This window comes from Xanthomonas citri pv. citri (assembly GCF_000961215.1).
In the GTDB taxonomy this organism is placed as follows: Bacteria; Pseudomonadota; Gammaproteobacteria; order Xanthomonadales; family Xanthomonadaceae; genus Xanthomonas; species Xanthomonas cissicola.
In genome coordinates, this window is sequence record NZ_CP008998.1 from 4,253,446 (window position 1) to 4,276,250 (window position 22,805).

A 22,805-nucleotide genomic window follows, 5' to 3' on the forward strand; every position below is an offset into this window, starting at 1 on the left:
CCAGCGAAGGCACGGGGCGCAGCTTGGGGATGGAAGACCAACGCGTTGCAAAGGCCGACACATGGGCGGAACCACCAACTACTACTCCACCATCTTGTCTCGTTGCGTGCCTCTGCATCACTGACCCGGCCCTCCGTACTTCCCGGGCGGCGAAGTTGCTGCCCGGATGTACGACCCTACGCCGGTCGCGAAGGGGGTTCAAGACCGAAACGGCCGCATTTGCCGTTCCCTGCCTCAATCAGTGACCGCGGTTCAACCAGGCGTCATGCCCGGATTAAAAGACCTTAACTTCCAATCACTTGCAACAATCGACATCAGGGCGCGACAACGACCTCGGCCGCGCGGGCCTTGCTGGCCGCGCCCTTGGTGCCGCTAACCTGCAGCCGCGACGCCGACACCCCGCCTGCCACCAAGGCATCGCGCAGCGCTTCGGCACGCTTCTTGGCAATGGCCGCATCGGTGTCGAAGCCGACGATGCTGACCCGTCCCTTCTTGCCGATGTTCAGATATTCGGCCAATGCCTTGGCCTGCCCGGCGGCATCCCCGGACAACGCCGCCTTGCCACCGAAGGCGCCACTGCCCAGGGAAAACACTTCGCCGCGGCTGTCGAACTTGGCCGCCGGCAGCTTGGCCCCGGCCACCAGCTCGGCCTCCTCATGCGCCAGCTGCACCGCCTTCTGCTGGGCCGCGTTGAGCTTGGCGGTTTGCTTGCCGGCCACGCTGGTCAACGCCAGCTCGGCGTCCTGGCGGGCGAGCGCTTCCTGTTCGGCGGCCTGACGTGCCTGCTCGGCAGCCTCGGTCTGGATCTGCGCCTGCACGCGCAAGCGTTCGGCTTCCTGGCGCGCCCGTGCCGCGTCGCGGCGGCTGGCTTCGATCAGCAAGTCGTTGCGCGTGCCTTCCAGGCGGTCCAACTCGCGCCGCGCCAGCGCGGTACGGGCGGTGAGTTCGGCGATTTCGACCCGGCGGTCGGCCAGAAACACCAGCTCGTCGCGGTCGCGCCGCTTGGCTTCGGCCAGCGCAGCCACGCTTTGCTGTGCTTGCAGCCGCTCGAAGCGCGCCAGATCATTGGTCTGCGGGTCGTTCTGTAGCGCGGCCAGGCGCCGGTTGAGCGCGTCGGCCTGCAGGTCGTCCTTGGCCGCCATCGCCAGCGGCGGCAACGTGACCAGGCTCAACACACCGAGATACAGCAAGGGGCGCAGTTTCATCGGCCGCCCTCCCCGGTATTGAGGGTGTTCTGCAACTGCGCCACTTCCTTCCTGCGCTGTTCCAGTTGCGCGGTGACCACCGCTTCTTCGCTGCGGGCCTTGGCCAGGTCGGCGTCGGCAGCTGCGCGCAAGGCGATCTGGGGCACCTGCTTGCGCTGGCGCTTGTCCAGTTGCGCCTGCTGGGCCTGCATCAATTCCTGGCGCGCCAGGTTGACCAGATCCGGAGCGTATTGGTCGGCATCGGCCTGGGTGGCGCGTTGCACGGCCTGTTCGGCGGCGGTGAGCTCCGGTGCCACCTGGGCGGCGGCCGGAGAGGAAAGAACCATGAAACAGGCGATGCCATACAGGGATCGCCGCAAGTATGCGAAGCTAGCCGTCATTAGGGGAGCCGTAGCGAGAAGTCTCGAGCACGGCCATTGTCGGAAGCCTGCGGCGGACTTGCAACGAGACGCTGCTGTTTGTTGGGGAACCATTGCGCATGGATATCGGCTACTTCCTGAAGCTGATGACCGAAAAGAATGCCTCGGACATGTTCTTGACCACCGGCGCGCCGGTGTACATCAAGATCGAAGGCAAGCTTTACCCGCTCGGCAATACGGGGTTGCCGCCGGGGATGGTCAAGAAAATCGCTTACTCGTTGATGGACGAAGGCCAGGTACCGCAGTTCGAGCGCGAGCTCGAGCTCAACATGGCCATCGCCCTGCCGGACGCCGGCCGCTTCCGCGTGAACGTATTCAAGCAGCGCGGCGAGGTGGGCATGGTGATTCGCGCCATTCGCAGCCGGATTCCCAGCATCGAAGAGCTCAACCTGCCGCAGGTGCTCAAGGACGTCATCATGACCCCGCGCGGGCTGGTGCTGGTGGTGGGTTCGACCGGCTCGGGCAAGTCGACCTCGCTGGCGTCGATGATCGACCACCGCAACAGCACCACCACCGGGCACATCCTCACCATCGAGGACCCGATCGAATATCTGCACAAACACAAGATGTCGATCGTGAACCAGCGCGAGGTGGGCCTGGACACCCACGCCTTCCAGAGCGCGCTGAAGAACGCCATGCGCGAGGCGCCGGACGTGATTCTGATCGGCGAGATCCTGGACGCCGAAACCATGGAGGCGGCGATCGCCTTCGCCGAAACCGGCCACCTGTGCCTGGCCACGCTGCACTCCAACAATGCCGACCAGACCATCGAGCGCATCCTCAATTTCTTCCCGGAAAGCGCGCACAAGAACGTGTTGATGAACCTGGCGCTGAACCTGCGCGCGGTCATTTCCCAGCGTTTGGTCAAGGGCGTGGACGGCCGTCGTCGACCGGCCACCGAAGTGCTGCTCAACACGCCGATGATCCGCGACCTGCTGCGCCGCGGCCAAGTGCACGAGGTCAAGCAGGCGATGGAAGAGTCGCTGGAAGAAGGCATGCAGACCTTCGACCAATGCCTGTTCCGGATGGTGAAGTCGGGCGAAATCGAGCAGGAAGAAGCGCTGCGCGCTGCCGACTCGCGCGACGGCCTGGCCCTGAAGTTCCGTCTTTCCGAAGGCGGCTCCGGCGAGCACGACCCGTACGCGGACTACGAAGCGGCCGCGGCACCGAAGATCAGCCACGGGTTCATCTAATCGGTTCGGCGGCGGTGATCGGCGATCTCGCGGCGCCGGGGCTGCTGGCCCTGGTCTTTCAGGGCGACTCTGCGACGGGCCCCTCGTTCGCGATGCCGATGCGACAAGCGCCCTCATCCGGCGCTGGGCGCCACCTTCTCCCGCTTGCGGGAGAAGGGAAGATCGGCAGCCTCCCGCTTGCGGGAGAAGGGAAGATCGGCGGCCCGTAGTGCTTTTGGGCGTCGGTTTCGAAGCCTTCGAACATACGTTCCGACGTCGGCCTGGCGTGGCGCCAACAGCCCGAACCGGATGAGTGCCCGCCTGCCCTTCTCCCGTGTGACGGGAGAAGGTGCCCGAAGGGCGGATGAGGGCTGTGACAGCGTCCCTCAGGCCACCGCGTCGGCCTGCATCTCCGGGCGCGCCGCATCGAAGGCCGGCAACTGCAGGCAGGCCTGCTCGATGCGCCGCAGGGTCGGATATGGCGCCAGATCCACCTCGAACCGGCGCGCGTTGTAGAGCTGCGGAATCAGCACGCAATCGGCCAGGCCCGGTGCATCGCCGTGGCAGAAGCGCCCGGTCTGCGCATCGCGCGCCAGCTGCGTTTCCAGTGCCGCAAAGCCACGCTCCATCCAGCGCCGTGTCCACTGCTGGCGTCGTGCGCCATCCAGCGCGAACTCGCGCTCCAGCACCTGCATGACGCGCAGGTTGTTGAGCGGGTGCACATCGCAGGCGATGAGCTGCGCCAGTGCGCGCACCCGGGCGCGTTCGGCAGGCGCGCGCGGCAGCAGCGCCGCGGTGTCCGCGAATGCCTCTTCCAGATACTCCAGAATCGCTAGCGACTGTGCGATCACCACATCGCCATGCCGCAACGTCGGCACCAGTTCCTGCGGATTGAGTTGCGCATAGGCCGGCGCGTGCTGCTCGCCCCCGTCACGCACCAGATGCACCGGCTGGGCGATGTAGTCCAGCGCCTTCAGCCCCAGACCGATGCGCACGCGATAGGCCGCGCTCGAACGCCAGTACGAAAACAGCTCCAGGGCCGCGCTCATGCGCGACCGCCCGCCGTCGCTGCACCGCAGGTCATGGCAGCGGCTGCCGCTCGACGCGCTGTTCGATCGCACCGAAGATGCTGGCGCCGCTGGCATCGAACATCTCGATCCGCACCACGTCGCCGAACGCCATGAACGGCGTGCTGGGCTTGCCGTCGCGCAGCGTCTCGACCACGCGTTGCTCGGCAAAACACGAGGCGCCCAAGGTGGTGTCCTGGTTGGCGATGGTGCCCGAGCCCACAATCGTGCCGGCCGACAGCGGACGGGTCTTGGCGGCGTGGGCGATCAACTGGGCGAAGTCGAACTGCATGTCGTTGCCGGCTTCGGGAGCGCCGAACCAGGCGCCGTTGACGTGCGTCACCAGCGGCAGATGCAGCTTGCTGTCGCGCCAGGCATCGTCCAGCTCGTCGGGGGTGACGAACACCGGCGACAGCGCCGAACGCGGCTTGGATTGCACGAAACCAAAGCCCTTGGCGAGCTCGGCCGGAATCAGGTTGCGCAGCGAGACATCGTTGACCAGCCCGACCAACTGGATGTGCGCTGCTGCCTGCTCGGGCGAAGCGCCCATCGGCACATCGTCGGTGACGACCACAATCTCCGCTTCCAGGTCGATGCCGTAGTCCTCGCTGATCACCTTGATGGCATCGCGCGGGCCATAGAAGCCGGCGCTGGTGGCCTGGTACATCAGTGGGTCGGTGTAGAAGCTTTCCGGCACTTCGGCATTGCGCGCGCGGCGCACCCGCTCCACATGCGGCAGGTAGGCGCTGCCGTCGACGAACTCGTAGGCGCGCGGTAACGGGGCGGCCAAGGCCTGCACATCCAGATCGAACACACCATCGGCGCTGCCGTCGTTGAGCGAGGCCGACAAGGCATTCAGGCGCGGCGCCACATTGCTCCAGTCCTCCAGCGCACGCTGCAGGGTGGGCGCGATGCCAGTGGCGCGCACGGCGGTGCGCAGGTCGCGCGCGACCACGACCAGGCAGCCGTCGCGACCGCCTTCCTTCAGGGAACCTAGCTTCATGACCATCCTGTGCTGTGCTGTGGCTGATCAGACGATTGTACGGCCTGCCGCAACAGTGGTTGCAACTGAAACAACTGACTGTGACCACAACCGCGAAACCGCGGTTTTGTGCAGCGCGCCAAACGCGAGTACACTTGCCGGGTCTGCATGCGGCCGTCCGTTTCCCTTAGGGACAGCCGGCGAGGCCAGGATCGATCGATCCGCTCGCCCGCCCCACCCGATGCCTTTCGTGGTGCCGACAAACCCATCGCTTCTTGATCGGGTTGATCCGCCATCTCGCAGCGCGGTTCACGGGAACGCTCCGAGCCTCACTTTCTTGCATCTGCAATGCGTTTGCGCTCCGGGCTTGGCTTGGCGGCGACGCTTTACTTGGAGCTTCCTGATGTCTTTTGAATCCCTGGGCCTTGCGCCCTTCCTGTTGCGCGCGCTGGCCGAGCAGGGCTACGAAACCCCCACCCCGATCCAGCAGCAGGCGATCCCGCTGGTCCTGGCCGGTCACGACCTGCTGGCCGGCGCGCAGACCGGCACCGGCAAGACCGCTGCCTTCGGCCTGCCGCTGTTGCAGCACCTGGGCACCGCGCCGCAGACCGTCAACGGCCCGCGCAAGCCGCGCGCGCTGATCCTGACCCCCACCCGCGAACTGGCCACCCAGGTGCACGACAGCCTGCGCGGCTACAGCAAGTACCTGCGCATCCCCAGCGCGGTGATCTATGGCGGCGTGGGCATGGGCAACCAGCTCGATGCGCTGCGTCGTGGCGTGGACCTGCTGATCGCCTGCCCGGGCCGCCTGATCGACCATATCGAACGTCGCAGCGTGGACCTGTCCGGCATCGAAGTGCTGATCCTGGACGAAGCCGACCGCATGCTCGACATGGGCTTCTTGCCCTCCATCAAGCGCATCCTGACTAAGTTGCCGCGCCAGGATCGTCAAACGCTGCTGTTCTCGGCGACCTTCGAAGAGAACATCAAGCAGCTGGCGCTGGAGTTCATGCGCAACCCGGTGCAGATCCAGGTCACCCCGAGCAATACCGTGGCCGAGAGCATCACCCACCGCGTGCACCCGGTCGACGGCGCGCGCAAGCGCGATCTGCTGCTGCATCTGCTGGCGCAGGACAGCCGCGAGCAGACCCTGGTCTTCGCCCGTACCAAGCACGGCAGCGACAAGCTGGCGCTGTTCCTGGAGAAGTCCGGCATCAAGACCGCGGCGATCCACGGCAACAAAAGCCAGGGGCAGCGCATGCGTGCGCTGAGCGACTTCAAGGCCGGCCGCGTGACCGTGCTGGTGGCCACCGATATCGCCGCGCGCGGGATCGATATCGATCAACTGCCGAAGGTCATCAACTACGATCTGCCGATGGTGGCCGAGGACTACGTGCACCGCATCGGCCGCACCGGCCGTAATGGCTCAACCGGCGAGGCGATTTCGCTGGTGGCGCAGGACGAAGCCAAGCTGCTGCGCCAGATCGTGCGCATGCTGGGCCGCGATGTGGAAATCCGCGACGTGCCGGGCTACGAGCCGCAGACCCCGATCCGCTGGGGCAACAGCGCGCCGGGTCGTGCCGAGCAGCCGGGTGGCGATCGCGCGCCGCGCAAGAGCCATGCCCGTCGTCCGCACGGCGATGCACCACGTCAGGCGCACGCGCATGCCGGCCCGAAGAAGCCGGGTGGCCAGCGCAGCAACGGGCCGCGTCAGGCCAACACTGGCGCGGGTGCAGGCCGGCGCGATGGTGGTCGTGGTGGTCAGCGTCCGAGCGGTACGCGCTGAATCCTGCGCGCCGGCACGTCCGGCGCCAGGTTGGCGTTGAACTGAAAAGCCGCCCTTCGGGGCGGCTTTTTTCGTGGGCGCACTGCAGCAACCGCGCTGTGGCGAACCGGGCCGCGTGCAACACGCATCGTCCACGCCTGGCGGCCGTGGCGTCATCGCTGCCATGCAGTGCTGCCAGTCGTGCTGTGCAGCAGCGCCAAGTTAGCCTTCGATCAGCGCAGTATTGCGATCGATCGCCTCGCGGTAGCGGTCCAGCACTGCGGCGGTCTGCACGATGTACCGGCTCAGGTCCTCCCATCGGCGGTCTTCCAGCGCTTCGCGGATACCGGGCAAGGTCTTGACCTCGTAACCGGTGGCCAGACCGGGGGCGTAGATCAGGTTGCGGTACCACGGCCGGCCGGGCAGACCAGCCTCGGCCAGCAGGGTTTGATCGATGCGCTGCAGCGAGGCGTTGAGCTTGCTGCGTACGTGCGCATCCAGATTGCCTCCGCGTGCGGCCAATGCCATGTCGTAACGCTTGGCACTGTCCTGCAGGCGCGTGATCGCCTGATCCAGTGCAGCGAAATCGATCTGCGGCACCGCCGCTTTCGGCTCGGGCGCACGCTGCGGCCGGTTCGGGTTATCCACCGCCGCGTAGGCGCCGGCCTGCAGCAACTCGGCCTGCGTGCGCGCCGCAGTGCGGTCGCTGTCTGCCTGTTGTTTGAGCTCCTGCGCATAACCGGCCACCGCATCGGCGAAGTCGCCGAAACGCTGCGGCAACACCGGTGCGTTGGCGACGCGCAGGACCGTACGGCCCACGGTTTGCGACAACAGCGGCAGATAGGCGAACTGCGGATCGATGAAGCGTGCGAAATAATCGTAGGAGTCGTACAGCGAGTGATAGACACCACTGCCTCCGCCCTGCCCGCCATAGCCCAGATCCAGCGTGGCCAGGCCCAGATGCTGCAGGAAGGGGCTGTAGTCGCTGCCCGAACCGAGCGCCTTGAGCGGAATGTCGCCGCCGCCCGCAGCGGTTTTTGCGATGTCCTTCTGCGCCGGCTTGGCGGCGGGTGCCAGTGCGTCGATGCGCGCACGCGCGCGCTGACGTTCGAGCACGCTCACGCCGCTGTCCGGGTCCTGCACGTCGGCCGCCACGCTGTTGACCAGGCGTTGCAACGCGTGACTGCCACCGGCGTTGAGAAAGCCGCGTCCATTGCCGTCGGTGTTGACGTACAGCACCGCTTTGCGTCGCAGCTCGTCGGCGTGTTGCTCGGCCCACTCGGTGGAGCCGAGCAGGCCGGCCTCTTCGCCATCCCAGCTGGCGTACACCAGCGTGCGCTTGGGACGCTGGCCCTGTTTGGCCAGCTCGCCAATCGCCTTGGCTTCGGCCAGCAGCGCGGTGGTGCCCGATAGCGGGTCGGCCGCACCGAATACCCAGCCGTCGCGGTGATTGCCGCGCACCACCCATTGGTCTGGATATTCACTGCCGCGCAAGGTGGCGATGACGTTGTAGATGGTCTGGCTGCCCCAGTCGGCATCCACCTTCAGATGCACGCGTGCCTTTGCATCGCCGCCGATGCGGTAGGTGATCGGCAAGGCGCCGCGCCAGTCTTCCGGTGCTACCGGGCCGCCCAACGCGGCCAGCAGCGGCTGTGCGTCGCCCCAGCTGATCGGCAGGGTCGGGATCTTCAACACGCTGCCGGCCTGTTCGATCTTCAGGCGCTTGGCGCCCTTGCTTGCGCCCACGCCCGGCGTCAGCGGATCGCCTGGGTAGATGGCGAAGTTGGCAACCGAGCCGCGTTGCACGCTCCACTGATTGCGCCGGTCCATCGGGATAGGCCTGATCCTGAAAATAGCCGTCGTCGCGCGGATCGGAATAGATGATCGCTCCGATCGCGCCATGCTCCTGCGCCAGCCGCGGCTTGAGCCCGCGCCAACCCTTGCCGTAGCGCGCAATGACGATCTTGCCGCGCACATCCACGCCGTTGCGCGCCAGCGCTTCGTAGTCTTCGGCAATGCCGTAGTTGACGTAGACCAGGTCGCCGGTGACATCGCCGTTGCCGCCATAGATCACGTACGGCGGCAGCACGTGTTCGGTCTGCGTGGAGGTGTTGTCGCCTGCCAGCGGCGGCTCTTTCAAGCGCGCGATATAGGGCTTGGGGCCAAGCAATTCCAGCTGCGAGCTCCTGGGCGACGGCCACAGCACCTCGAAGGTTTCGATCCGCGCATCCCAGCCGTAGTCGCGCAGGCGCGTTTGCAGATCGCGGGCGTTTACCAGGTTGTGCGGTGCGCCGACCTGATTGGGCGCCGACGACCATTGCTTCAACCAGCCACGATAATCGGCGTCCTTCAGCCCGTCGTCGAAGCGTGCCTCCAGCGCGCGTTGCGCCTGGGCGGCCGCGGCGTCGTAACCGGGCAGCGCGCCCGCGTGAGCTGCAGGTTGTGCGGCCGATTGCGCGGCTACAGAAGGTGCGGCCAGGGCCATGGCGATCAGCCAGGCATGCTGCGAAGAAGTCATTGTGAGTCCTTGAAGAAAGGGTTCGAGGCGAAGCGCGATTAGTCGTTCAAAGCGATGGCAGGCAGGCCACCATCGCACGAACGAGGTCGCGAACCTGACGGTGCAGCGGGCGGTGGCGCGATGGCGGTGTTAGTGGCAACTCTCCACCACGCGCATCGGCGCTGCGTGCGCGAATCAGAACCGGTAATCCACCCCCACCGTGAAATAGCGGCCGCGCAAGTCGTATTGGGTGAAGTCGTAAGGCGCGCGAATCCCGGGGAACGACGCATCGACCGGCGGCTGCTTGTCGGCCAGATTTTCGATCTTGGCGTACAGCGTGAGCGCGTCGATGCCGGTGTAGCCCAGATACAGATCGAACTGGTTGTAGTCGCCCACGCGCGACTGCACGGCACTCGCTGCCGCGCTGGCCTTCTGGTCGTAGCCGCCGGTGTAGTACCAGGTCAACGCGGCACTGATGGTGCCCAGATTCCAGTCCAGCGTGGTGGTGGCCTTGTTGCGGGGCAGCGACGGGCCGAGATTGCTGCCGGCGTAATCCTGCAGCGGGCCACCGACCACGGTGGGCCGACGGTAATCGCGGACATGCGTGTAAGCCGTGTTGAGCCCGAAGTTGCCGGCCGCCTCGGTGCGCCAACGCTGGCGCAGTTCGACATCGATTCCGGAGGTGCTGAGCTCGCTGAGATTCTGATAGCGGTTGTACACCGCCACCAGGGTGCCGCGCTCGTTGCGCACGACATCGGCCGGATTATTGTTCTGCACGATGGTGGCGTTGTTGCCGGTGCCGACCAGGTTGTCCAGTTCGATCTTGTACCAGTCCACGCTCAGGCTGGTCTCCGCCCACGGCGACAACACCACCCCCAGGTTGTAGCTGCGGGTGCGCTCGGGGTCGAGCGCGGTGTTGCCGACAGTGAAAAAAGTCGGGTTCTGGCGCGAGCCCGGCACATCCGGATCGTAGGGATCCACCACCGAGCCGTAGGAAATATTGGTGCTGGCCGCATTCTCCGACAGCGACGGCGCACGAAAACCGCGCGAGGCCGCCGCGCGCACCAGCACCGCATCGAGCGGTTGCCAGCGCAAGCTGGCCTTGGGCGAAAATGCATCGCCGAAATCGCTGTAGTGATCGCCACGCCCGGCCAGTTGCAGCTCCAGCGATGGCAGCAGCGGTACGTTGACTTCGGCATACAGCGCAGACACCTTGCGCTCGCCGTCCACCGCAGCAATTGCCGGGCGGATCTGCAGGCCTTGATCGATCTGCAGCGGATTACGCGACACCAGTTCTTCCTGCCGCCACTCGGCACCGGCGGCGAATCCGACGCTACCGGCCGGCAGCTCGAACAGATTGCCCGACACCTTGGCATCGACACCGCGCAAGGTCGATTGCGCAGGCCGCAAGGTGCTGAGGTTGATGCCATCGATCACCGCCTGCGGTGTCGCCGCTGGATCAAGCAGGTTGTAACTGCCGTCGGCCAACGCCTGCGCCAAGGTGAAGCGATTGGCAAAACCGCCGGACACGGTTTCGTGCTCGGTGCTGCGTGCGGCGAACGCCGCCGCCTCCCAGTCCCAGCGTTCGGTGGTGCCGCGCACGCCACCGAGAAAGCGGTAGGACTGCGAGCGATTGGTTTTGACCGTCTGGCCCAGGTCGAAGAAGGTGTATTCGATCGGCACCGCCGTGCCGTACGGGTTGTAGGGGCTGGAAGCCGGCAGCAGGTTGGAGACCGGCTCGGCCAGACCAGTGCTGGCGTTCAACGCAAAGCGGCCGCCTTCCAAGGTGAAGTACGGGCTGGAGCCGAAGATCGACACGCCCTTGACCTCGCTGTAGAGCGCCTCGCCGAACGCTTCGACAGAATCGCTGAGCCGGAAGGTGGCGTTGGTGTAGGCCTGATAGCGCTTGGTAGAGGGAATCAACGTGGTGAACGGCGCCTGGTTGAAGCCGCAGGTGTCGCCGGCCAGCCCGTCGATCGGCGCGCTGGCGGTCAGCACCGTGCCGGCGGGGCAGTTGCCCTGCGCATCGAGCATCGGCACCGAGCGGCCGCCGACCAGGTAACGTGCGCCCTTGGCCGACCAGCCATTCCAGCGCCCGCCCGGCAGATCGCTATAGATGCCCGAGCGGGTCAGTGCGCGCTGGTCCTGATCGAGACGGTCGCGGTTGTAGGCGTCGAAGCTGAAAAGGATGTTGTAACCGTCGCTGTCCAGATCGCCGATCCCGCCGACGAATTTGGCACGCTGCGTGTCCATGCCGCCCTGATCGGAGGTACCGCCGCTGAGGCCCAGTTCGGCGCCCTGAAAATCCTGCCGGGTGATGATATTGACCACGCCAGCCACCGCGTCGGAGCCGTACACCGCCGAGGCGCCATCCTTGAGCACTTCGATGCGCTCCACTGCCACCAGCGGCAGCGCGTTGAGATTGACGAAGGTGTCGCCCAGGCCATTGGCGGGAAAGCCGTAATTGGCCAGGCGGCGACCGTTGAGCAGGACCAGCGTGTTCTTCTGCGACAGTCCGCGCAGGCCGATGCCCGCCGAGCCGGACGCCCAGCCGTTGTTGGTGGTTTCATTGGTGGCGTTGCCGGTGTTGGCCGAGATGGAACGCAGCGCGTCGGCCACGGTGACCTTGCCGGACTGCTCCAGTTGCTGGCGGTCGATCACCTGCACCGGGTTTGGGCCTTCGCTGTCGCTGCGCTTGATGTTGGAACCGGTGACGCTGACGGTAGCCAGGGTCTTGCCGGTGGCGGGTGTTGCCTCGTCGGCATGTGCAAGCGGGATCAGCACCGACAACACGGCAAGAGACAGCAGATAAGGCATAGGGCGCTTCACGCACGGCATCCATGAACAGGGGGCCGTGCAGTGGGCCATGTACGCTTTACTAACAAAAATTACATATCTGCATACAGATATGCGTCACGGTGACACACGCTGACACACCAGGACGTTGCCAGCGCATCGGACCTGGCCCGGTGCTGCCCTGACCTATCGCGTGCAAGCGGTCGCCATCGCCTGGAAATGCGAAAAGTACTGCAGCGTTGCGCGTGCCGTGGGCTCCATACGGCCCGGCGCACTTACAATGCCGCGCATGGATATCTTCAAAGTCTTTACCCTCGAAGCCGCGCACCGGCTTCCCAACGTGCCCCCTGGGCATAAATGCGCGCGCCTGCACGGCCATTCGTTTCGCGTCGAGCTGCATGTCAGCGGCGAACCCGGCGCCGAGACCGGCTGGATCATGGATTTCGGCGACATCAAGGCCGCTTTCCAGCCGATCTACGACCGCCTGGACCACCATTACCTCAACGAAATCGAGGGACTGGAAAACCCCACCAGCGAGCGCCTGGCGATCTGGATCTGGCAGCAGCTCAAGCCGGCGCTGCCGCAGCTGAGCGAGATCGTGGTGCATGAAACCTGCACCTCCGGCTGCCGCTACCGCGGCTGAGCGCACAGCGCACTAGTGTGACCTGACGCCGCCCGCTTGGGCGGCTTCGTCGTTTCCGGAGCCAGCTAACCGGTTGATATGCAAGCACTTTGACAGCTGTTTCGAAAATCTTCAGCAAACGTGTTGCATCGCAACAATATGGGTGTATGCTGCAACGCAACAAACGGTCACGGCTTTCCCCAAGGGGTTCGCAATGTCGGCGCAGTTCGAAAACAGTTTCACCAGCCAGTTCGCTTCTGCCGCAGCACGTGCCAACCAGTTGGCATTGGAAACGCTGGAACGCAACGTCAACGCAACCAGCAGCTTTTTCGGCGAGTTTGCGCAGGCGCGCGATCTGGGCGCGTATCAGACGCTTTGGCCGAAAGGCCTGCAGGTAGCGCGCGACAACCTGGAACGCTTGGCCTCGGTCAACCAGGAAGTGGTCGGGCTGGGATTGAAGATGTCCAGCGAGCTTGGGCAGTTTGCCAAGCAACAGTTCGAAAACGGCAGCGATCAGGCCGGCGCATCAGGCAAGACCCGGCGTGAGTAAGCGCCAATAAAATTCAGCGTCTTTGCATGGGTCCCTCCCCCCGTGCAATCCGGCCCGACAGATCCCTCCCTCTGTCGGGCTTTTTTATTGCCTGCGCAAGCGCGCCGTGCCAGCTAGCGCGGCAACTGCAGCCCGTGCGCCTGGGTGGCAGCGTCGGCGCCCGGGCGCCACGGGATCCGGCCCCAGTACGGCATCGCCAGGCGCTGGCGCAGCATGCCGATGTTCTCTTCGATGCGCTCCATCTGCGGATCCACTTCATTGGCGATCCACCCGATGCACTGCAGCCCATCGGCAGCAATGGCAGCAGCAGTGAGGCGCGCGTGGTTGATGCAGCCCAGCCGCACGCCGACCACCAGCACCACCGGCAGCTGCAAGGCGCACACCAGATCGGCTTGATCCAGCGTCGCACTCAGCGGCGCGGCCCAGCCACCGACGCCTTCCACCACCACCACCTCGGCCTGCGTGCGCAATTGTGCGAAGGCCTGCACGATCGGCTCCAGCGCCAGCGTCACGCCGACCTCAGCTGCTGCCAGCTCCGGTGCCAGCGGCGCCGGCAAGGCGTAGGGATTGAGCACGGCGTAATCCGGCTGAGGATCGCTGGCCGCCTGCAGCGCGAGCGCGTCTTCGTTGCGCCAGCCGTGGGGCGTGTGTTCGCAGCCGCTGGCCACCGGCTTCATGCCGACGGCCCGATGGCCGCGTGCGCGCAACGCGTGCAACAGCGCGGTGCTGCCCATGGTCTTGCCGATGCCGGTATCGGTGCCGGTGACATAAAAAGCTGGATGCTGCATACGCCTGATCCTGCGGCCGCGCCGCCATTGCCGTGAGGGCGCGCAGCATAACGTGCACACCGGATCCATGGCTGAGGCCGGTTGTTTCTCGTTTGCCTGCGGGAGCACGCTGCCTACGTGCGCAGCCCTGGCTGCCTTGGCCGATGATGGCGAGTCAGCGGTGGGACCAGCTGGAGCAGATGCCGATGTCCGCGGTCGGGCACGCGAGATAAGAGCGCGGTGTCGAACATGCGTACCGCTTCGGCGCATTCTGCATGTTGTGATGCCCGCGGGTCGGAGCGCCCTGCGGATGGCAGCTCTTGCGCGTTCCCTGCCCGCTCGCAACCACGCTGCAAGACGGCCACTGCTAAACTTTGCCGATGTTCACCACCTCTTCGCTGACCGGCAGCAAGCCGGAACAATATGCCCAGCTCACCGCCCAGGCCCAGGCACTGGTGCACGGCGAGCCGGACCGGATTGCCAATGCCGCCAATCTGGCCGCGCTGATCTTCCATTCGTTGCCGTCGCTCAACTGGGCCGGCTTCTACTTCTACGACGGCCGCGAGCTGGTGGTGGGGCCGTTCCAGGGCCTGCCGGCATGCGTGCGCATTCCGCTGGACAAGGGCGTGTGCGGTGCGGCTGCCAGTACCCGGCAGAGCCAGCGCATTGCCGATGTGGACGCGTTCCCTGGGCATATTGCCTGCGATTCGGCATCGCGCTCGGAGCTGGTGATTCCACTGGTCAAGGGCGATGCGCTGATCGGCGTGCTGGACCTGGATAGCCCGGAGCTGGACCGCTTCGATGCCGACGACCAACGTGGCCTAGAAGCCATTGCGCAACTCTTCGTAGACGCGCTGGCGTGACCACCGAGCGGATGCGCAACATCGGCCCGAAGAGCGCGGCGTGGCTGCGCCAGGTCGGGCTGCGCACGCAGCAGGACCTGCAAGCGGCCGGTGCGGTGGGCGCATTCGTCAAGGTGCGCCGCGCGGGCTTCAAGCCCAGCCTCAATCTGCTGTATTCGCTGGAAGGTGCGTTGGCCGATTGCCATTGGCAGGACGTGCCGGAAGCGCGCCGGCACGCCTTGCTCGCCGAATACGAAGCGGCCAGCGCGCTGCTGCCGGTGCGCGGCCGCGCCATCGGCGGACCGGTGGAAACCGTGCATTACGCGCGTGCCGACGACGATATGCACGGCGATGCGGACACTGCAGCCGATGACGCCGCGGAGACGGCACACGACGACTGGGCGCGCGGCGTGCGGCACCGTGCATGCGGCGCGTGGCGTCAACGCGCGGCGGCGTCCCGCAGCGTGGGTGCGAGCGAGGCACCCAGCGTCTGTCCGTGCGTAAGACCGGGAAGCGGCCGATAGTCGGCCTTGATGCCCGGTAACGAGGACAACAGCGCGACGAGCTTGGGGACTGCGTGCGGATCTGCGCGTGGCCTTCCGGACCGCTCGGTTGGCATGGCGCGTGCTGCTGGGTTGCGTGTGGGAGGTTCGCCCTCGCCTGCCATCACCGTCACGCTCCGCAATACCTGCGGCGTGTATGCGTCTGTCGCTTGCGCAGCATCCACCAGGCGGTGCGCCTGATCGACGATGAAGCCATCGCCCCACCATAGCGACGGATCCACCGCGACGTAGTGTTGAAACAGCTGCGGCTGCGTCAGCAGCATGTGCAACACGAACAGCCCACCGTACGAGTGGCCCCACACGGTCTGCCGGCGAGTGTCCACCGCCACGCGCGCCTCCACCTGCGGGCGAATGCGCGTCGCGATCAGTTGCGCGAACGCGGCCGCGCCGCCGGTTCGACGTTGCGGATTCAACGGATCGGTCTCCACGCGGCCATCGCCGTAACGCGCGGGTGTGTAATCCAGGCTGCGGCCGATCGCATCGATGCGTAGCGCGCTGTCATCGGCAATGAACACCAATACCGGTGCATCGCCGTGCGTGGACAGGCTGTCGAGCAGATGCGCGTCCAGCTCCATCAATGCCGCGTTGCCATCCAGCAGATACACCACCGGATAACCGGCCGCCGGCGGTGGCGTTTTTGGCACGGCGATCCGTATGCGATACCGCCGTTGCCCATCGGCAGCCGTCAGTTGCAGCGCGCTGAACGCATAGGACGCACTGGCACGGTCGGCAACGGTGCTGCCGATCGTGCGAGACAGATCCGGCTGCGCGAGTGCCGGCGTGGCACACACAAGCCATAGCGACATGCAAACCCAAACGGTCCACCGATAGCGATGCATCGAAGCTCTCCTCACGCGCACCGCCCGCCCGGCAGCGGCAGTGTTGTGGTGGCCAAACATCAGAAACCAAAGCGCAACGTCGCCCAATACGCGCGCCCCGGTTCGTTATAGGTGGCGGCGCCTGCTGCACCACCGGTGTTGTTGGTGCCCTCGCGAAACAGCCGGGCGTCGAACAGGTTGTCCACGCCCACGCCGAGGCTGACCGTGCGGGTGACGCGGTAGCGCGCACTGATGCTCCATACATCGTAGGGCTCGCGCGTGTCGGAGGCGATGGCGCCGCCGCTGGTGCTCGACTGCGTGGCCGATTCCTGCTTGCCGTAGAACGTGCCGGCGAGCAGCAGCGACAACGCTTGCGTCGGCTGCCAATCCAGCGTGGTGTTGACCGTGTATTCCGGGATCACCGACAGCGGCTGACCGGTCGCGGTGTTCTTGTTCTCGATCATGTAGGTGATGTTGCTATTCCACTTCAACACGCGACCCTGCTCACCCAGCAACGGCAGGGTGAGATTGCCTTCCACGCCCTGCACGATCGCCTCCGATGCATTGGTCCACTGAAAGACCTGCCCGCGTCCATCGGCGGTGGTGCCGACCGGCACCAGACCGGCGACGATCTTGTCGTCGTACGCGTTATGGAAGTAAGTCAGCGAGGCATGGTAGCCGCTCTGCGGTGCCCACTCGATGCCGATCTCCTTATTGATGCTGGTTTCCGGATCGAGGGTGTCGTTGCCCTGGATATAGCAGCCCGAACCGAGGTTGGGGAACAGCACCGGGCAGCCATTGCCGCGCGTGTAATACAGATAATTGGTGTTGGACTGATACAGGTTGGGGGCCTTGAAGGCGCGCGCGATGCCGCCCTTGAGCAACCAGTCTTCGCTGAGCCTGTACTGCACGTTGAGACTGGGGCTGAGGTTGTTGCCGAACTGACTGTGGTGATCCAGGCGTACGCCTGGCGTCAGCGTCAGCCGCTCGCTGGCGTAGATGTTGTCTTCCAGATACACGGCACTGAGCGAGGCTTGGCTGCGTGGACTGCGCGTGCCTGCATCCAGACCGGGGAAGCCGCCACCGGCGCTCACCGTCTGCGACATCGAATACGCATCGTTGAGACGGCTCTGGCGGCGCTCGAAACCGAATGTCAGCACCTGTTCGGCCCATGCCTGCAGTGGCAGGTTGAACTCGCCGTCGATGTTGAGGTTATCGAGCGTGGCGGTGGAATCGAGCAGGTTGGTGGCGATGGAGCCTTCCGGGCCACCGGCCAGGCCTTCGTTGAGGCGGGTGTTGTCGGTGCCTTCGTAGGCAGCGGTGAGGCGCGAGGTTCCCAGCGCCCAGGTGCCGCGATGGGTGAGCGAGAACGTGCGGCGCAACATGGTGTTGGTTTCGCTGCCGAACAAGACAGTGAGATCTGCGCCGGCCAGACCATCGGCGCTGACCGCGCGATCGCCCGCATACAGATTGCCCTGGCGGCTGAAGCCGGCATCGAGTTCGATCACTTGCCCTTCCATCGGATCCCAGCGCAACAGGCCATTGATGTCCTTGTTGCGCACGCCCTCGCGTCCGGCCGGCGGCACTGCGGCGGCGTTACTCGCAAAGCGGCGATTGAGCTCCAGCGAATCCGGATCGGTCTTGTTGAGATTGCCGTACAGACGGAACGAAAACGTGTCCGACAGCGGGCCACTGAACTGGAATCCGGTGCGCTGACCACCGCCTTCGGCGCTGTGCTGCGGGACCAGACCGAACAGCGTCATCGCACCGGCCAGATCGCCGGTGGGTCTCTTGGTGATGATGTTGACCACGCCACCGGAGGCGCCCGAGCCGTACCGCGCTGCCGCCGGGCCGCGCAGCACCTCGATGCGCTCCACCGCATCGGCCGGCACCCAGTTGGTGTCGCCGCGTGTATTGCGCTCGCCACTACGCCCCATGCGCACCGCATCGCGCGATCCCACCGGCTTGCCATCGACCAGAATCAGCGTGTTTTCCGGCCCCATGCCGCGCAGATCGATCTGGCGGTTATTGCCGTACTGCCCGGAGGCACTGTTGCCGGTGAGATTGACGCCGGGCATGCTGCGCAGCAGCTGCGAAAGATCGTTGACCGGCGGGCGCCGTTCGATATCTTCGGCGGTGATGACCGAAGTACCCAGCGCCTGGCGCGCAATCTGCGCTGCAGTGACGTGCACGGTGTCCAGCGATTGCGGATCGGCGACGATGTCTTCGGCGGAAGCGCTGAAGATGCAGCTGCCGCAACCCACCGCAACGGCCAGCACCAGCTGACGATGGGACAAAATGGGACAACGTGCAGGCACAGACATCCATGGCCGGCGTGATGCGGACATTTTCAAACCTCTCGACAGGAGATAGACCTCTGGCGACGGCTTGAGGTGACACGGTGGGGGTGCTGCGTGCAGCAGGCTCACGACGCGTGTGCGAGGCAGTGCAGCAGTCAAGATTATCCGGGCATTCTACACAGATGCGATTCATTCTCAAATCGAATCGTGATGATGGCGCACCCGCATGCCGGCAGTGCAGTCCTGCGGCACCGCATACAGTCACGTCCGGCGCACGCATCGCGGGCATCTGCATCAACTGCGTATAGACGCGACGGTCGCGCAAATGGTGTCAATCAAACGCGCCGAACGCCGTGACGCAGAGCCGTGTTGCAGACACCGCCTTGATAAAGGCGGTGTCTGCAACACACGCCAATCGCGTAGCGCGCCTTACCTCAACGCAAGCAGCTCGCGCATGTCGTCGATGATGGCCACGGCACCGGCGGTCTGCACATCGAAGCGACGCAGGTAGCCGTAACGCACCATTGCCAACGGCATGTTCGCGGCGTTCGCAGCGGCGGCATCGGTGGCCGAATCGCCGACCATCAAACACTGTTGCGGGCGACGCTGAAAATGGTTGGCAAGCTGCAGCAGCGGCGCCGGGTCGGGCTTGCGCTGCGGCAACGAATCGCCACCGAGCACACGGCTGAAGTGCGCGGCGATGCCCAGATGCTCCAGCAACGGCGCGATAAAACGCGCAGGTTTGTTGGTGCACAAGGCCAGCGTGACGCCCGCATCGCGCAAGCCCGTCAGCGCCTCGGCAACGCCGGGATACAACTGCGGGTCGTGCAGCAGGCTCGCCTCGTAATGGCGCATCATCACCGGCATCGCCGCATCGGCATCGCAGGTGCTGCCGGCTTCGCGCAGTGCGATGGCAAGCAGGACATGCACACCTTCGCCGATCCAGCCGCGGATCGTTTCTTCGCTGAACTGCTGCAGCCCCAGCTCCTGCAAGGTGCCGTTGAGAGCCTCGGCAATATTGGGTGCGCTGTCCACCAGCGTGCCATCCAGATCGAAGATCACCAGCGAATACGGAAACATTCGGACGGCCTCGTGTGGGGGAGAGGCGCAGTGTACGCAGTGCAAGATTCAGCGCGCGTCACTGCGAAGCGCTGGGGATTGCTCGCCGCCTGCGTCAGATGCAGCCATCGCCGCATGCGACACGCAATGCGGCACGGACCGCTCACTCCAACGGCGGCATCTGGCCGAACAGCTGCCCCTGCACCGCGCCATTCTCGACATCGCTGAAACCGCCCAAGCCCACACCGACCAGGCGATAGCGCGTCTGCGCGGGCAGCTCCACGCGGCGGGTCAATGCCAGGGCGATCTGCGCCAGCGCCTCCTGCGAGGTAGGCGGCTGCTCGGGCGTGTACGAGCGCGTCAGGATGCGAAAATTCGAGGTCTTCAATTTCAGCACGACGGTGCGGCCGATGCGTTCGGTGCGGCGCGTGGCCAGCCAGGTTTTTTCGGCCAGGCGCAGGATGTGCGGGGCCAACGCATCAAGCGCCAGGTCTTCGCTGAAGGTGTCTTCCGAGGAGACCGATTGCACTTCCTGATCCGGCTCGACCGGGCGCTCGTCGATGCCGCGCGCGCGGCGATACAGACTCTGACCGAAACTGCCGAAATGCGCCTGCAGTTCTTCCAATGGCCGCTGGCGCAGATCGGCCACGGTGACGATGCCCAGCGCCGCCAACTTGCCATCCATCACCTTGCCCACGCCGGGAATGCGATTGACCTTGAGCGGCAGCAGAAATGCATCCACGCGGCTGGGCGCGATCACGAACTGGCCATCGGGCTTTCGCCAATCCGACGCGATCTTGGCCAGGAACTTGTTCGGCGCGATGCCGGCCGATGCCGTGAGCTGGGTTTCTTCGCGGATCTGCGTGCGGATCAACTGCGCGACCTCGGTGGCCAGCTGCATGCCGGTTTTGGCGTGCGTGACGTCCAGATATGCCTCGTCCAGCGACAACGGCTCCACCAAGTCGGTATGACGATGGAAAATTTCGCGCACTTGCCGCGACACCGCCTTGTAGCGCGTAAAATCCGGCGGCACGAAGATCGCATCCGGGCACAGGCGTTCGGCACGCACGGCCGGCATTGCCGAGCGAATGCCGAAGATCCGCGCTTCGTAGGAGGCCGCGCACACCACCGAACGCGCACCGCGCCAGGCCACCACCACCGGCTTGCCACGCAGGCTAGGGTCGTCACGCTGCTCCACGGACGCGTAGAACGCATCCATGTCCACGTGCACGATCTTGCGCATCAAGCGGATTCTCTGTCGCAGGTCTGCGCCCATGATAAGCCAGCGCCGTCTCACATCTTGCGTCGAGGGACATCACCGCGCATTCGTAAAGCGAGCACGAGCGCGCGCCGAACACCAACGGTTGCGCATCCGACGACAGCGCGTGCAAAGCCGACAACGCGGGCCTGCACGCACGCATCGACCGCAGGCCCGAGCGCTGTGATGTGGCATGCAGCAGCGTATCTGCGCGCTGCGCAGTCAGCGGAAAACAGCACGCATGCGTACGGATAAAACGTTTGATTGAACCGCGCGACCTCATGCACCCTTCCCGGCCTCGCCTTTCGCTCCTTTGCAGGAAACGTTCGTCATGACTCGTCAAAGTACGTACTCGCGTGACCAATTGCTGGCCAGCGCGCGTGGGGAATTGTTTGCGCCCGACAGTGGCCGTCTGCCCAATGATCCGATGCTGATGTTCGACCGCATTACCGAGATCAGCAACACCGGCGGCGCACATGGCAAGGGCGTGATTCGTGCCGAACTGGATATCCGCCCTGACCTATGGTTCTTCGGCTGCCACTTCATCGGCGACCCGGTGATGCCAGGCTGCCTGGGCCTGGATGCGATGTGGCAGCTCACCGGCTTTTTCCTCACCTGGATCGGCGCGCCGGGCCGTGGCCGCGCATTGGGCTGCGGCGAGGTCAAGTTCACCGGCCAGGTGCTGCCCAGCGCCAGGCTGGTGCGCTACGAGATCGATGTCAGCCGCGTCATCAACCGCAAGCTGGTGATGGCGCAGACCGATGCACGCATGCTGGTGGATGGGCGCGAGATCTACACCGCCAAGGATCTGCGTGTGGGCATGTTCACTTCAACGGAGAATTTCTGATGCGTCGCGTCGTCATTACCGGAATGGGCATCACCTCATGCCTGGGCAACGATCTGGACACCGTCTCCAGCGCATTGCGCGAGAGCCGCTCTGGCATCACCGCGCTGCCCGATCACGCCGAAGCAGGCCTGCGTAGCCAGGTCGGCGGTGCGGTGGCGCTGGATCTGGACAGCCTGATCGACCGTAAGCTCAAACGCTTCATGGGCGATGCCTCGGCCTACGCGTACTTGGCAATGCGCGACGCGATCGCCGATGCGGGCCTGGATGCCGAGCTGGTCAGCGGCCTGCGTACCGGCGTGATTGCCGGCTCCGGTGGCGGCTCCAGCCAATGGCAGGTGGAAACCGCCGATCTGCTGCGCAACCGTGGCGTGCGCAAGGTGGGCCCATACATGGTGCCGCGCACGATGTGTTCGTCAGTGTCCGCATCGCTAGCCACTGCGTTCAAAATACGCGGACTGAGCTACTCGCTGTCGGCCGCGTGCGCGACGTCTGCGCATTGCATCGGTGCGGCGGCAGATCTGATCCGGCATGGCGCACAGGACGTGATGTTCGCCGGTGGCGGCGAAGAACTGCACTGGACGATGAGCGTGATGTTCGATGCGATGGGCGCGCTGTCCACCGGTTCCAACGATCGCCCCGCCGTGGCCTCGCGCCCGTACGATGCGCAGCGCGATGGCTTCGTCATCGGCAGCGGCGGCGGCATGCTGGTGCTGGAAGACTACGATCACGCCATCGCACGCGGCGCACGCATCCATGCCGAACTGCTCGGCTATGGCGTGACCTCCGACGGTGCCGACATGGTCGCGCCCAGCGGCGAAGGCGCCGTGCGCTGCATGCGAATGGCCATGCAGGGGCTGCAGCGTCCCATCGATTACCTCAACACGCATGGCACGTCCACGCCGCTGGGCGATGTCACCGAACTGGGCGCGGTGCGCGAGGTATTCGGCGACAACGTGCCGCCGCTGTCTTCGACCAAGGGGCTCTCCGGGCACTCGCTGGGCGCGGCCAGCGTGCACGAGGCGATCTACAGCCTGCTGATGCTGCGCGATGGCTTCATGGCCGGCTCGGCGCATATCGACGACCTCGATCCGCGCGCCGAAGGCTTTCCCATCTTGCGGCAGACGCAGGACGCGACCTTGAACACGGTGATGTCCAACAGTTTCGGCTTTGGTGGCACCAACGCGGCACTGGTCTTCGGGCGAACCTAAACCATCTACCCGCATCGGTGCCGTCCAAGCCGATGCAGGCATTCACACGATGTCGTCTGTCGCGCTGC

General features: G+C 65.2%; 17 protein-coding genes and 3 pseudogenes. 9 read left to right on the forward strand and 11 right to left on the reverse strand.

Features of this window, described 5'->3' with window-relative positions:
- Positions 1 to 314: 314 nt before the first annotated feature.
- Together AMD14_RS18635 and AMD14_RS18640 are read right to left on the reverse strand one after the other, a co-directional pair.
- The gene (locus AMD14_RS18635; RefSeq protein WP_011052392.1) at positions 315 to 1,205 is read right to left on the reverse strand and encodes an OmpA family protein; all 891 of its coding nucleotides are present in this window, start codon (positions 1,203 to 1,205) and stop codon (positions 315 to 317) included.
- Entirely contained in the window at positions 1,202 to 1,585 is a 384-nt protein-coding gene (locus AMD14_RS18640; protein WP_005914753.1) for a DUF4398 domain-containing protein, read from the reverse strand. Before AMD14_RS18640 ends, AMD14_RS18635 begins: the two co-directional genes overlap by 4 nt.
- A 98-nt stretch (positions 1,586 to 1,683) precedes the next feature.
- Between AMD14_RS18640 and AMD14_RS18645 the strand changes: the two genes are divergently transcribed.
- The gene (locus AMD14_RS18645; protein WP_003484093.1) at positions 1,684 to 2,817 is read left to right on the forward strand and encodes a PilT/PilU family type 4a pilus ATPase; all 1,134 of its coding nucleotides are present in this window, start codon (positions 1,684 to 1,686) and stop codon (positions 2,815 to 2,817) included.
- Between the two features lie 365 nt (positions 2,818 to 3,182).
- Here AMD14_RS18645 and maiA read toward each other — a convergent pair whose 3' ends face one another.
- Both maiA and AMD14_RS18660 read right to left on the reverse strand, forming a co-directional pair.
- Positions 3,183 to 3,845 (reverse strand): maleylacetoacetate isomerase, encoded by a 663-nt coding sequence (gene maiA / locus AMD14_RS18655; RefSeq protein ID WP_011052393.1) that lies wholly within the window; start codon positions 3,843 to 3,845, stop codon positions 3,183 to 3,185.
- A gap of 31 nt (positions 3,846 to 3,876) precedes the next feature.
- A complete protein-coding gene (locus tag AMD14_RS18660) occupies positions 3,877 to 4,866 on the reverse strand; it encodes a fumarylacetoacetate hydrolase family protein (RefSeq protein ID WP_005920827.1) in 990 nt (329 codons plus the stop codon).
- A 382-nt stretch (positions 4,867 to 5,248) separates the two neighbouring features.
- On the opposite strand from AMD14_RS18660, the gene AMD14_RS18665 reads away from it, so the two are divergent.
- Complete coding sequence (locus tag AMD14_RS18665) at positions 5,249 to 6,631, forward strand: DEAD/DEAH box helicase (protein ID WP_011052394.1); 1,383 nt, start codon at positions 5,249 to 5,251, stop codon at positions 6,629 to 6,631.
- Between the two features lie 201 nt (positions 6,632 to 6,832).
- Here AMD14_RS18665 and AMD14_RS25590 read toward each other — a convergent pair.
- A pseudogene (locus AMD14_RS25590) lies at positions 6,833 to 9,128 on the reverse strand (transferrin receptor-like dimerization domain-containing protein).
- 174 nt (positions 9,129 to 9,302) lie between these two features.
- Positions 9,303 to 11,924: a TonB-dependent receptor gene (locus AMD14_RS18675; RefSeq protein WP_015463620.1), complete on the reverse strand. Its 2,622-nt coding sequence runs from the start codon at positions 11,922 to 11,924 to the stop codon at positions 9,303 to 9,305.
- A gap of 268 nt (positions 11,925 to 12,192) precedes the next feature.
- On the opposite strand from AMD14_RS18675, the gene queD reads away from it, so the two are divergent.
- Entirely contained in the window at positions 12,193 to 12,546 is a 354-nt protein-coding gene (gene queD, locus AMD14_RS18680; RefSeq protein ID WP_003484074.1) for a 6-carboxytetrahydropterin synthase QueD, read from the forward strand.
- Positions 12,547 to 12,739: 193 nt separating this feature from the next.
- Positions 12,740 to 13,075, forward strand: coding sequence for a phasin family protein (locus AMD14_RS18685; protein ID WP_011052398.1), 336 nt, complete (start codon positions 12,740 to 12,742; stop codon positions 13,073 to 13,075).
- 113 nt (positions 13,076 to 13,188) lie between these two features.
- Here the strand turns inward: AMD14_RS18685 and bioD are convergent, their stop codons facing one another.
- Positions 13,189 to 13,863, reverse strand: a complete 675-nt coding sequence (gene bioD, locus AMD14_RS18690; protein ID WP_005926566.1) for a dethiobiotin synthase — start codon at positions 13,861 to 13,863, stop codon at positions 13,189 to 13,191.
- 67 nt (positions 13,864 to 13,930) lie between these two features.
- Here bioD and AMD14_RS25380 point away from each other — a divergent pair.
- From AMD14_RS25380 to AMD14_RS18705, 3 genes and pseudogenes are all read left to right on the forward strand, one after another.
- Positions 13,931 to 14,213, forward strand: a pseudogene (locus AMD14_RS25380) (hypothetical protein).
- A 9-nt stretch (positions 14,214 to 14,222) separates the two neighbouring features.
- Entirely contained in the window at positions 14,223 to 14,705 is a 483-nt protein-coding gene (locus AMD14_RS18700) for a free L-methionine (R)-S-oxide reductase MsrC (protein ID WP_003484068.1), read from the forward strand.
- Positions 14,702 to 15,067: pseudogene (locus AMD14_RS18705) on the forward strand (TfoX/Sxy family protein); the annotation flags it as partial. The gene AMD14_RS18700 and the pseudogene AMD14_RS18705, both read left to right, overlap by 4 nt.
- 56 nt (positions 15,068 to 15,123) lie before the next feature.
- Here AMD14_RS18705 and AMD14_RS18710 read toward each other — a convergent pair.
- The 4 genes from AMD14_RS18710 to dinB form a co-directional block, all read right to left on the reverse strand.
- Positions 15,124 to 16,086: an alpha/beta hydrolase gene (locus AMD14_RS18710; RefSeq protein ID WP_011052401.1), complete on the reverse strand. Its 963-nt coding sequence runs from the start codon at positions 16,084 to 16,086 to the stop codon at positions 15,124 to 15,126.
- A 59-nt stretch (positions 16,087 to 16,145) separates the two neighbouring features.
- A complete protein-coding gene (locus tag AMD14_RS18715) occupies positions 16,146 to 18,362 on the reverse strand; it encodes a TonB-dependent siderophore receptor (protein ID WP_157860653.1) in 2,217 nt (738 codons plus the stop codon).
- A 432-nt stretch (positions 18,363 to 18,794) separates the two neighbouring features.
- Positions 18,795 to 19,445 carry a phosphoglycolate phosphatase gene (gph, locus tag AMD14_RS18720; protein WP_015463621.1) on the reverse strand — a complete coding sequence of 217 codons (651 nt, stop codon included), beginning with the start codon at positions 19,443 to 19,445 and terminating at the stop codon, positions 18,795 to 18,797.
- 142 nt (positions 19,446 to 19,587) lie between these two features.
- The gene (gene dinB, locus AMD14_RS18725; protein WP_011052404.1) at positions 19,588 to 20,667 is read right to left on the reverse strand and encodes a DNA polymerase IV; all 1,080 of its coding nucleotides are present in this window, start codon (positions 20,665 to 20,667) and stop codon (positions 19,588 to 19,590) included.
- A gap of 346 nt (positions 20,668 to 21,013) precedes the next feature.
- Here dinB and fabA point away from each other — a divergent pair, with 346 nt between their 5' ends.
- Positions 21,014 to 21,529: a 3-hydroxyacyl-[acyl-carrier-protein] dehydratase FabA gene (gene fabA / locus AMD14_RS18730; protein WP_011052406.1), complete on the forward strand. Its 516-nt coding sequence runs from the start codon at positions 21,014 to 21,016 to the stop codon at positions 21,527 to 21,529.
- Positions 21,529 to 22,737 (forward strand): beta-ketoacyl-ACP synthase I, encoded by a 1,209-nt coding sequence (fabB, locus tag AMD14_RS18735; RefSeq protein WP_011052407.1) that lies wholly within the window; start codon positions 21,529 to 21,531, stop codon positions 22,735 to 22,737. The genes fabA and fabB overlap by 1 nt, the downstream gene beginning before the upstream one ends.
- The last annotated feature ends 68 nt before the right edge of the window (positions 22,738 to 22,805 follow it).

What these genes read in the sequence shown, in the direction of transcription:
- AMD14_RS18635 (WP_011052392.1), bottom strand. Translation starts at nt 1,205, where the DNA reads ATGAAACTGCGCCCCTTGCTGTATCTCGGTGTGTTGAGCCTGGTCACG.
- AMD14_RS18640 (WP_005914753.1), bottom strand. Translation starts at nt 1,585, where the DNA reads ATGACGGCTAGCTTCGCATACTTGCGGCGATCCCTGTATGGCATCGCC.
- AMD14_RS18645 (WP_003484093.1), top strand. Translation starts at nt 1,684, where the DNA reads ATGGATATCGGCTACTTCCTGAAGCTGATGACCGAAAAGAATGCCTCG.
- maiA (WP_011052393.1), bottom strand. Translation starts at nt 3,845, where the DNA reads ATGAGCGCGGCCCTGGAGCTGTTTTCGTACTGGCGTTCGAGCGCGGCC.
- AMD14_RS18660 (WP_005920827.1), bottom strand. Translation starts at nt 4,866, where the DNA reads ATGAAGCTAGGTTCCCTGAAGGAAGGCGGTCGCGACGGCTGCCTGGTC.
- AMD14_RS18665 (WP_011052394.1), top strand. Translation starts at nt 5,249, where the DNA reads ATGTCTTTTGAATCCCTGGGCCTTGCGCCCTTCCTGTTGCGCGCGCTG.
- AMD14_RS18675 (WP_015463620.1), bottom strand. Translation starts at nt 11,924, where the DNA reads ATGCCTTATCTGCTGTCTCTTGCCGTGTTGTCGGTGCTGATCCCGCTT.
- queD (WP_003484074.1), top strand. Translation starts at nt 12,193, where the DNA reads ATGGATATCTTCAAAGTCTTTACCCTCGAAGCCGCGCACCGGCTTCCC.
- AMD14_RS18685 (WP_011052398.1), top strand. Translation starts at nt 12,740, where the DNA reads ATGTCGGCGCAGTTCGAAAACAGTTTCACCAGCCAGTTCGCTTCTGCC.
- bioD (WP_005926566.1), bottom strand. Translation starts at nt 13,863, where the DNA reads ATGCAGCATCCAGCTTTTTATGTCACCGGCACCGATACCGGCATCGGC.
- AMD14_RS18700 (WP_003484068.1), top strand. Translation starts at nt 14,223, where the DNA reads ATGTTCACCACCTCTTCGCTGACCGGCAGCAAGCCGGAACAATATGCC.
- AMD14_RS18710 (WP_011052401.1), bottom strand. Translation starts at nt 16,086, where the DNA reads ATGCATCGCTATCGGTGGACCGTTTGGGTTTGCATGTCGCTATGGCTT.
- gph (WP_015463621.1), bottom strand. Translation starts at nt 19,445, where the DNA reads ATGTTTCCGTATTCGCTGGTGATCTTCGATCTGGATGGCACGCTGGTG.
- dinB (WP_011052404.1), bottom strand. Translation starts at nt 20,667, where the DNA reads ATGCGCAAGATCGTGCACGTGGACATGGATGCGTTCTACGCGTCCGTG.
- fabA (WP_011052406.1), top strand. Translation starts at nt 21,014, where the DNA reads ATGACTCGTCAAAGTACGTACTCGCGTGACCAATTGCTGGCCAGCGCG.
- fabB (WP_011052407.1), top strand. Translation starts at nt 21,529, where the DNA reads ATGCGTCGCGTCGTCATTACCGGAATGGGCATCACCTCATGCCTGGGC.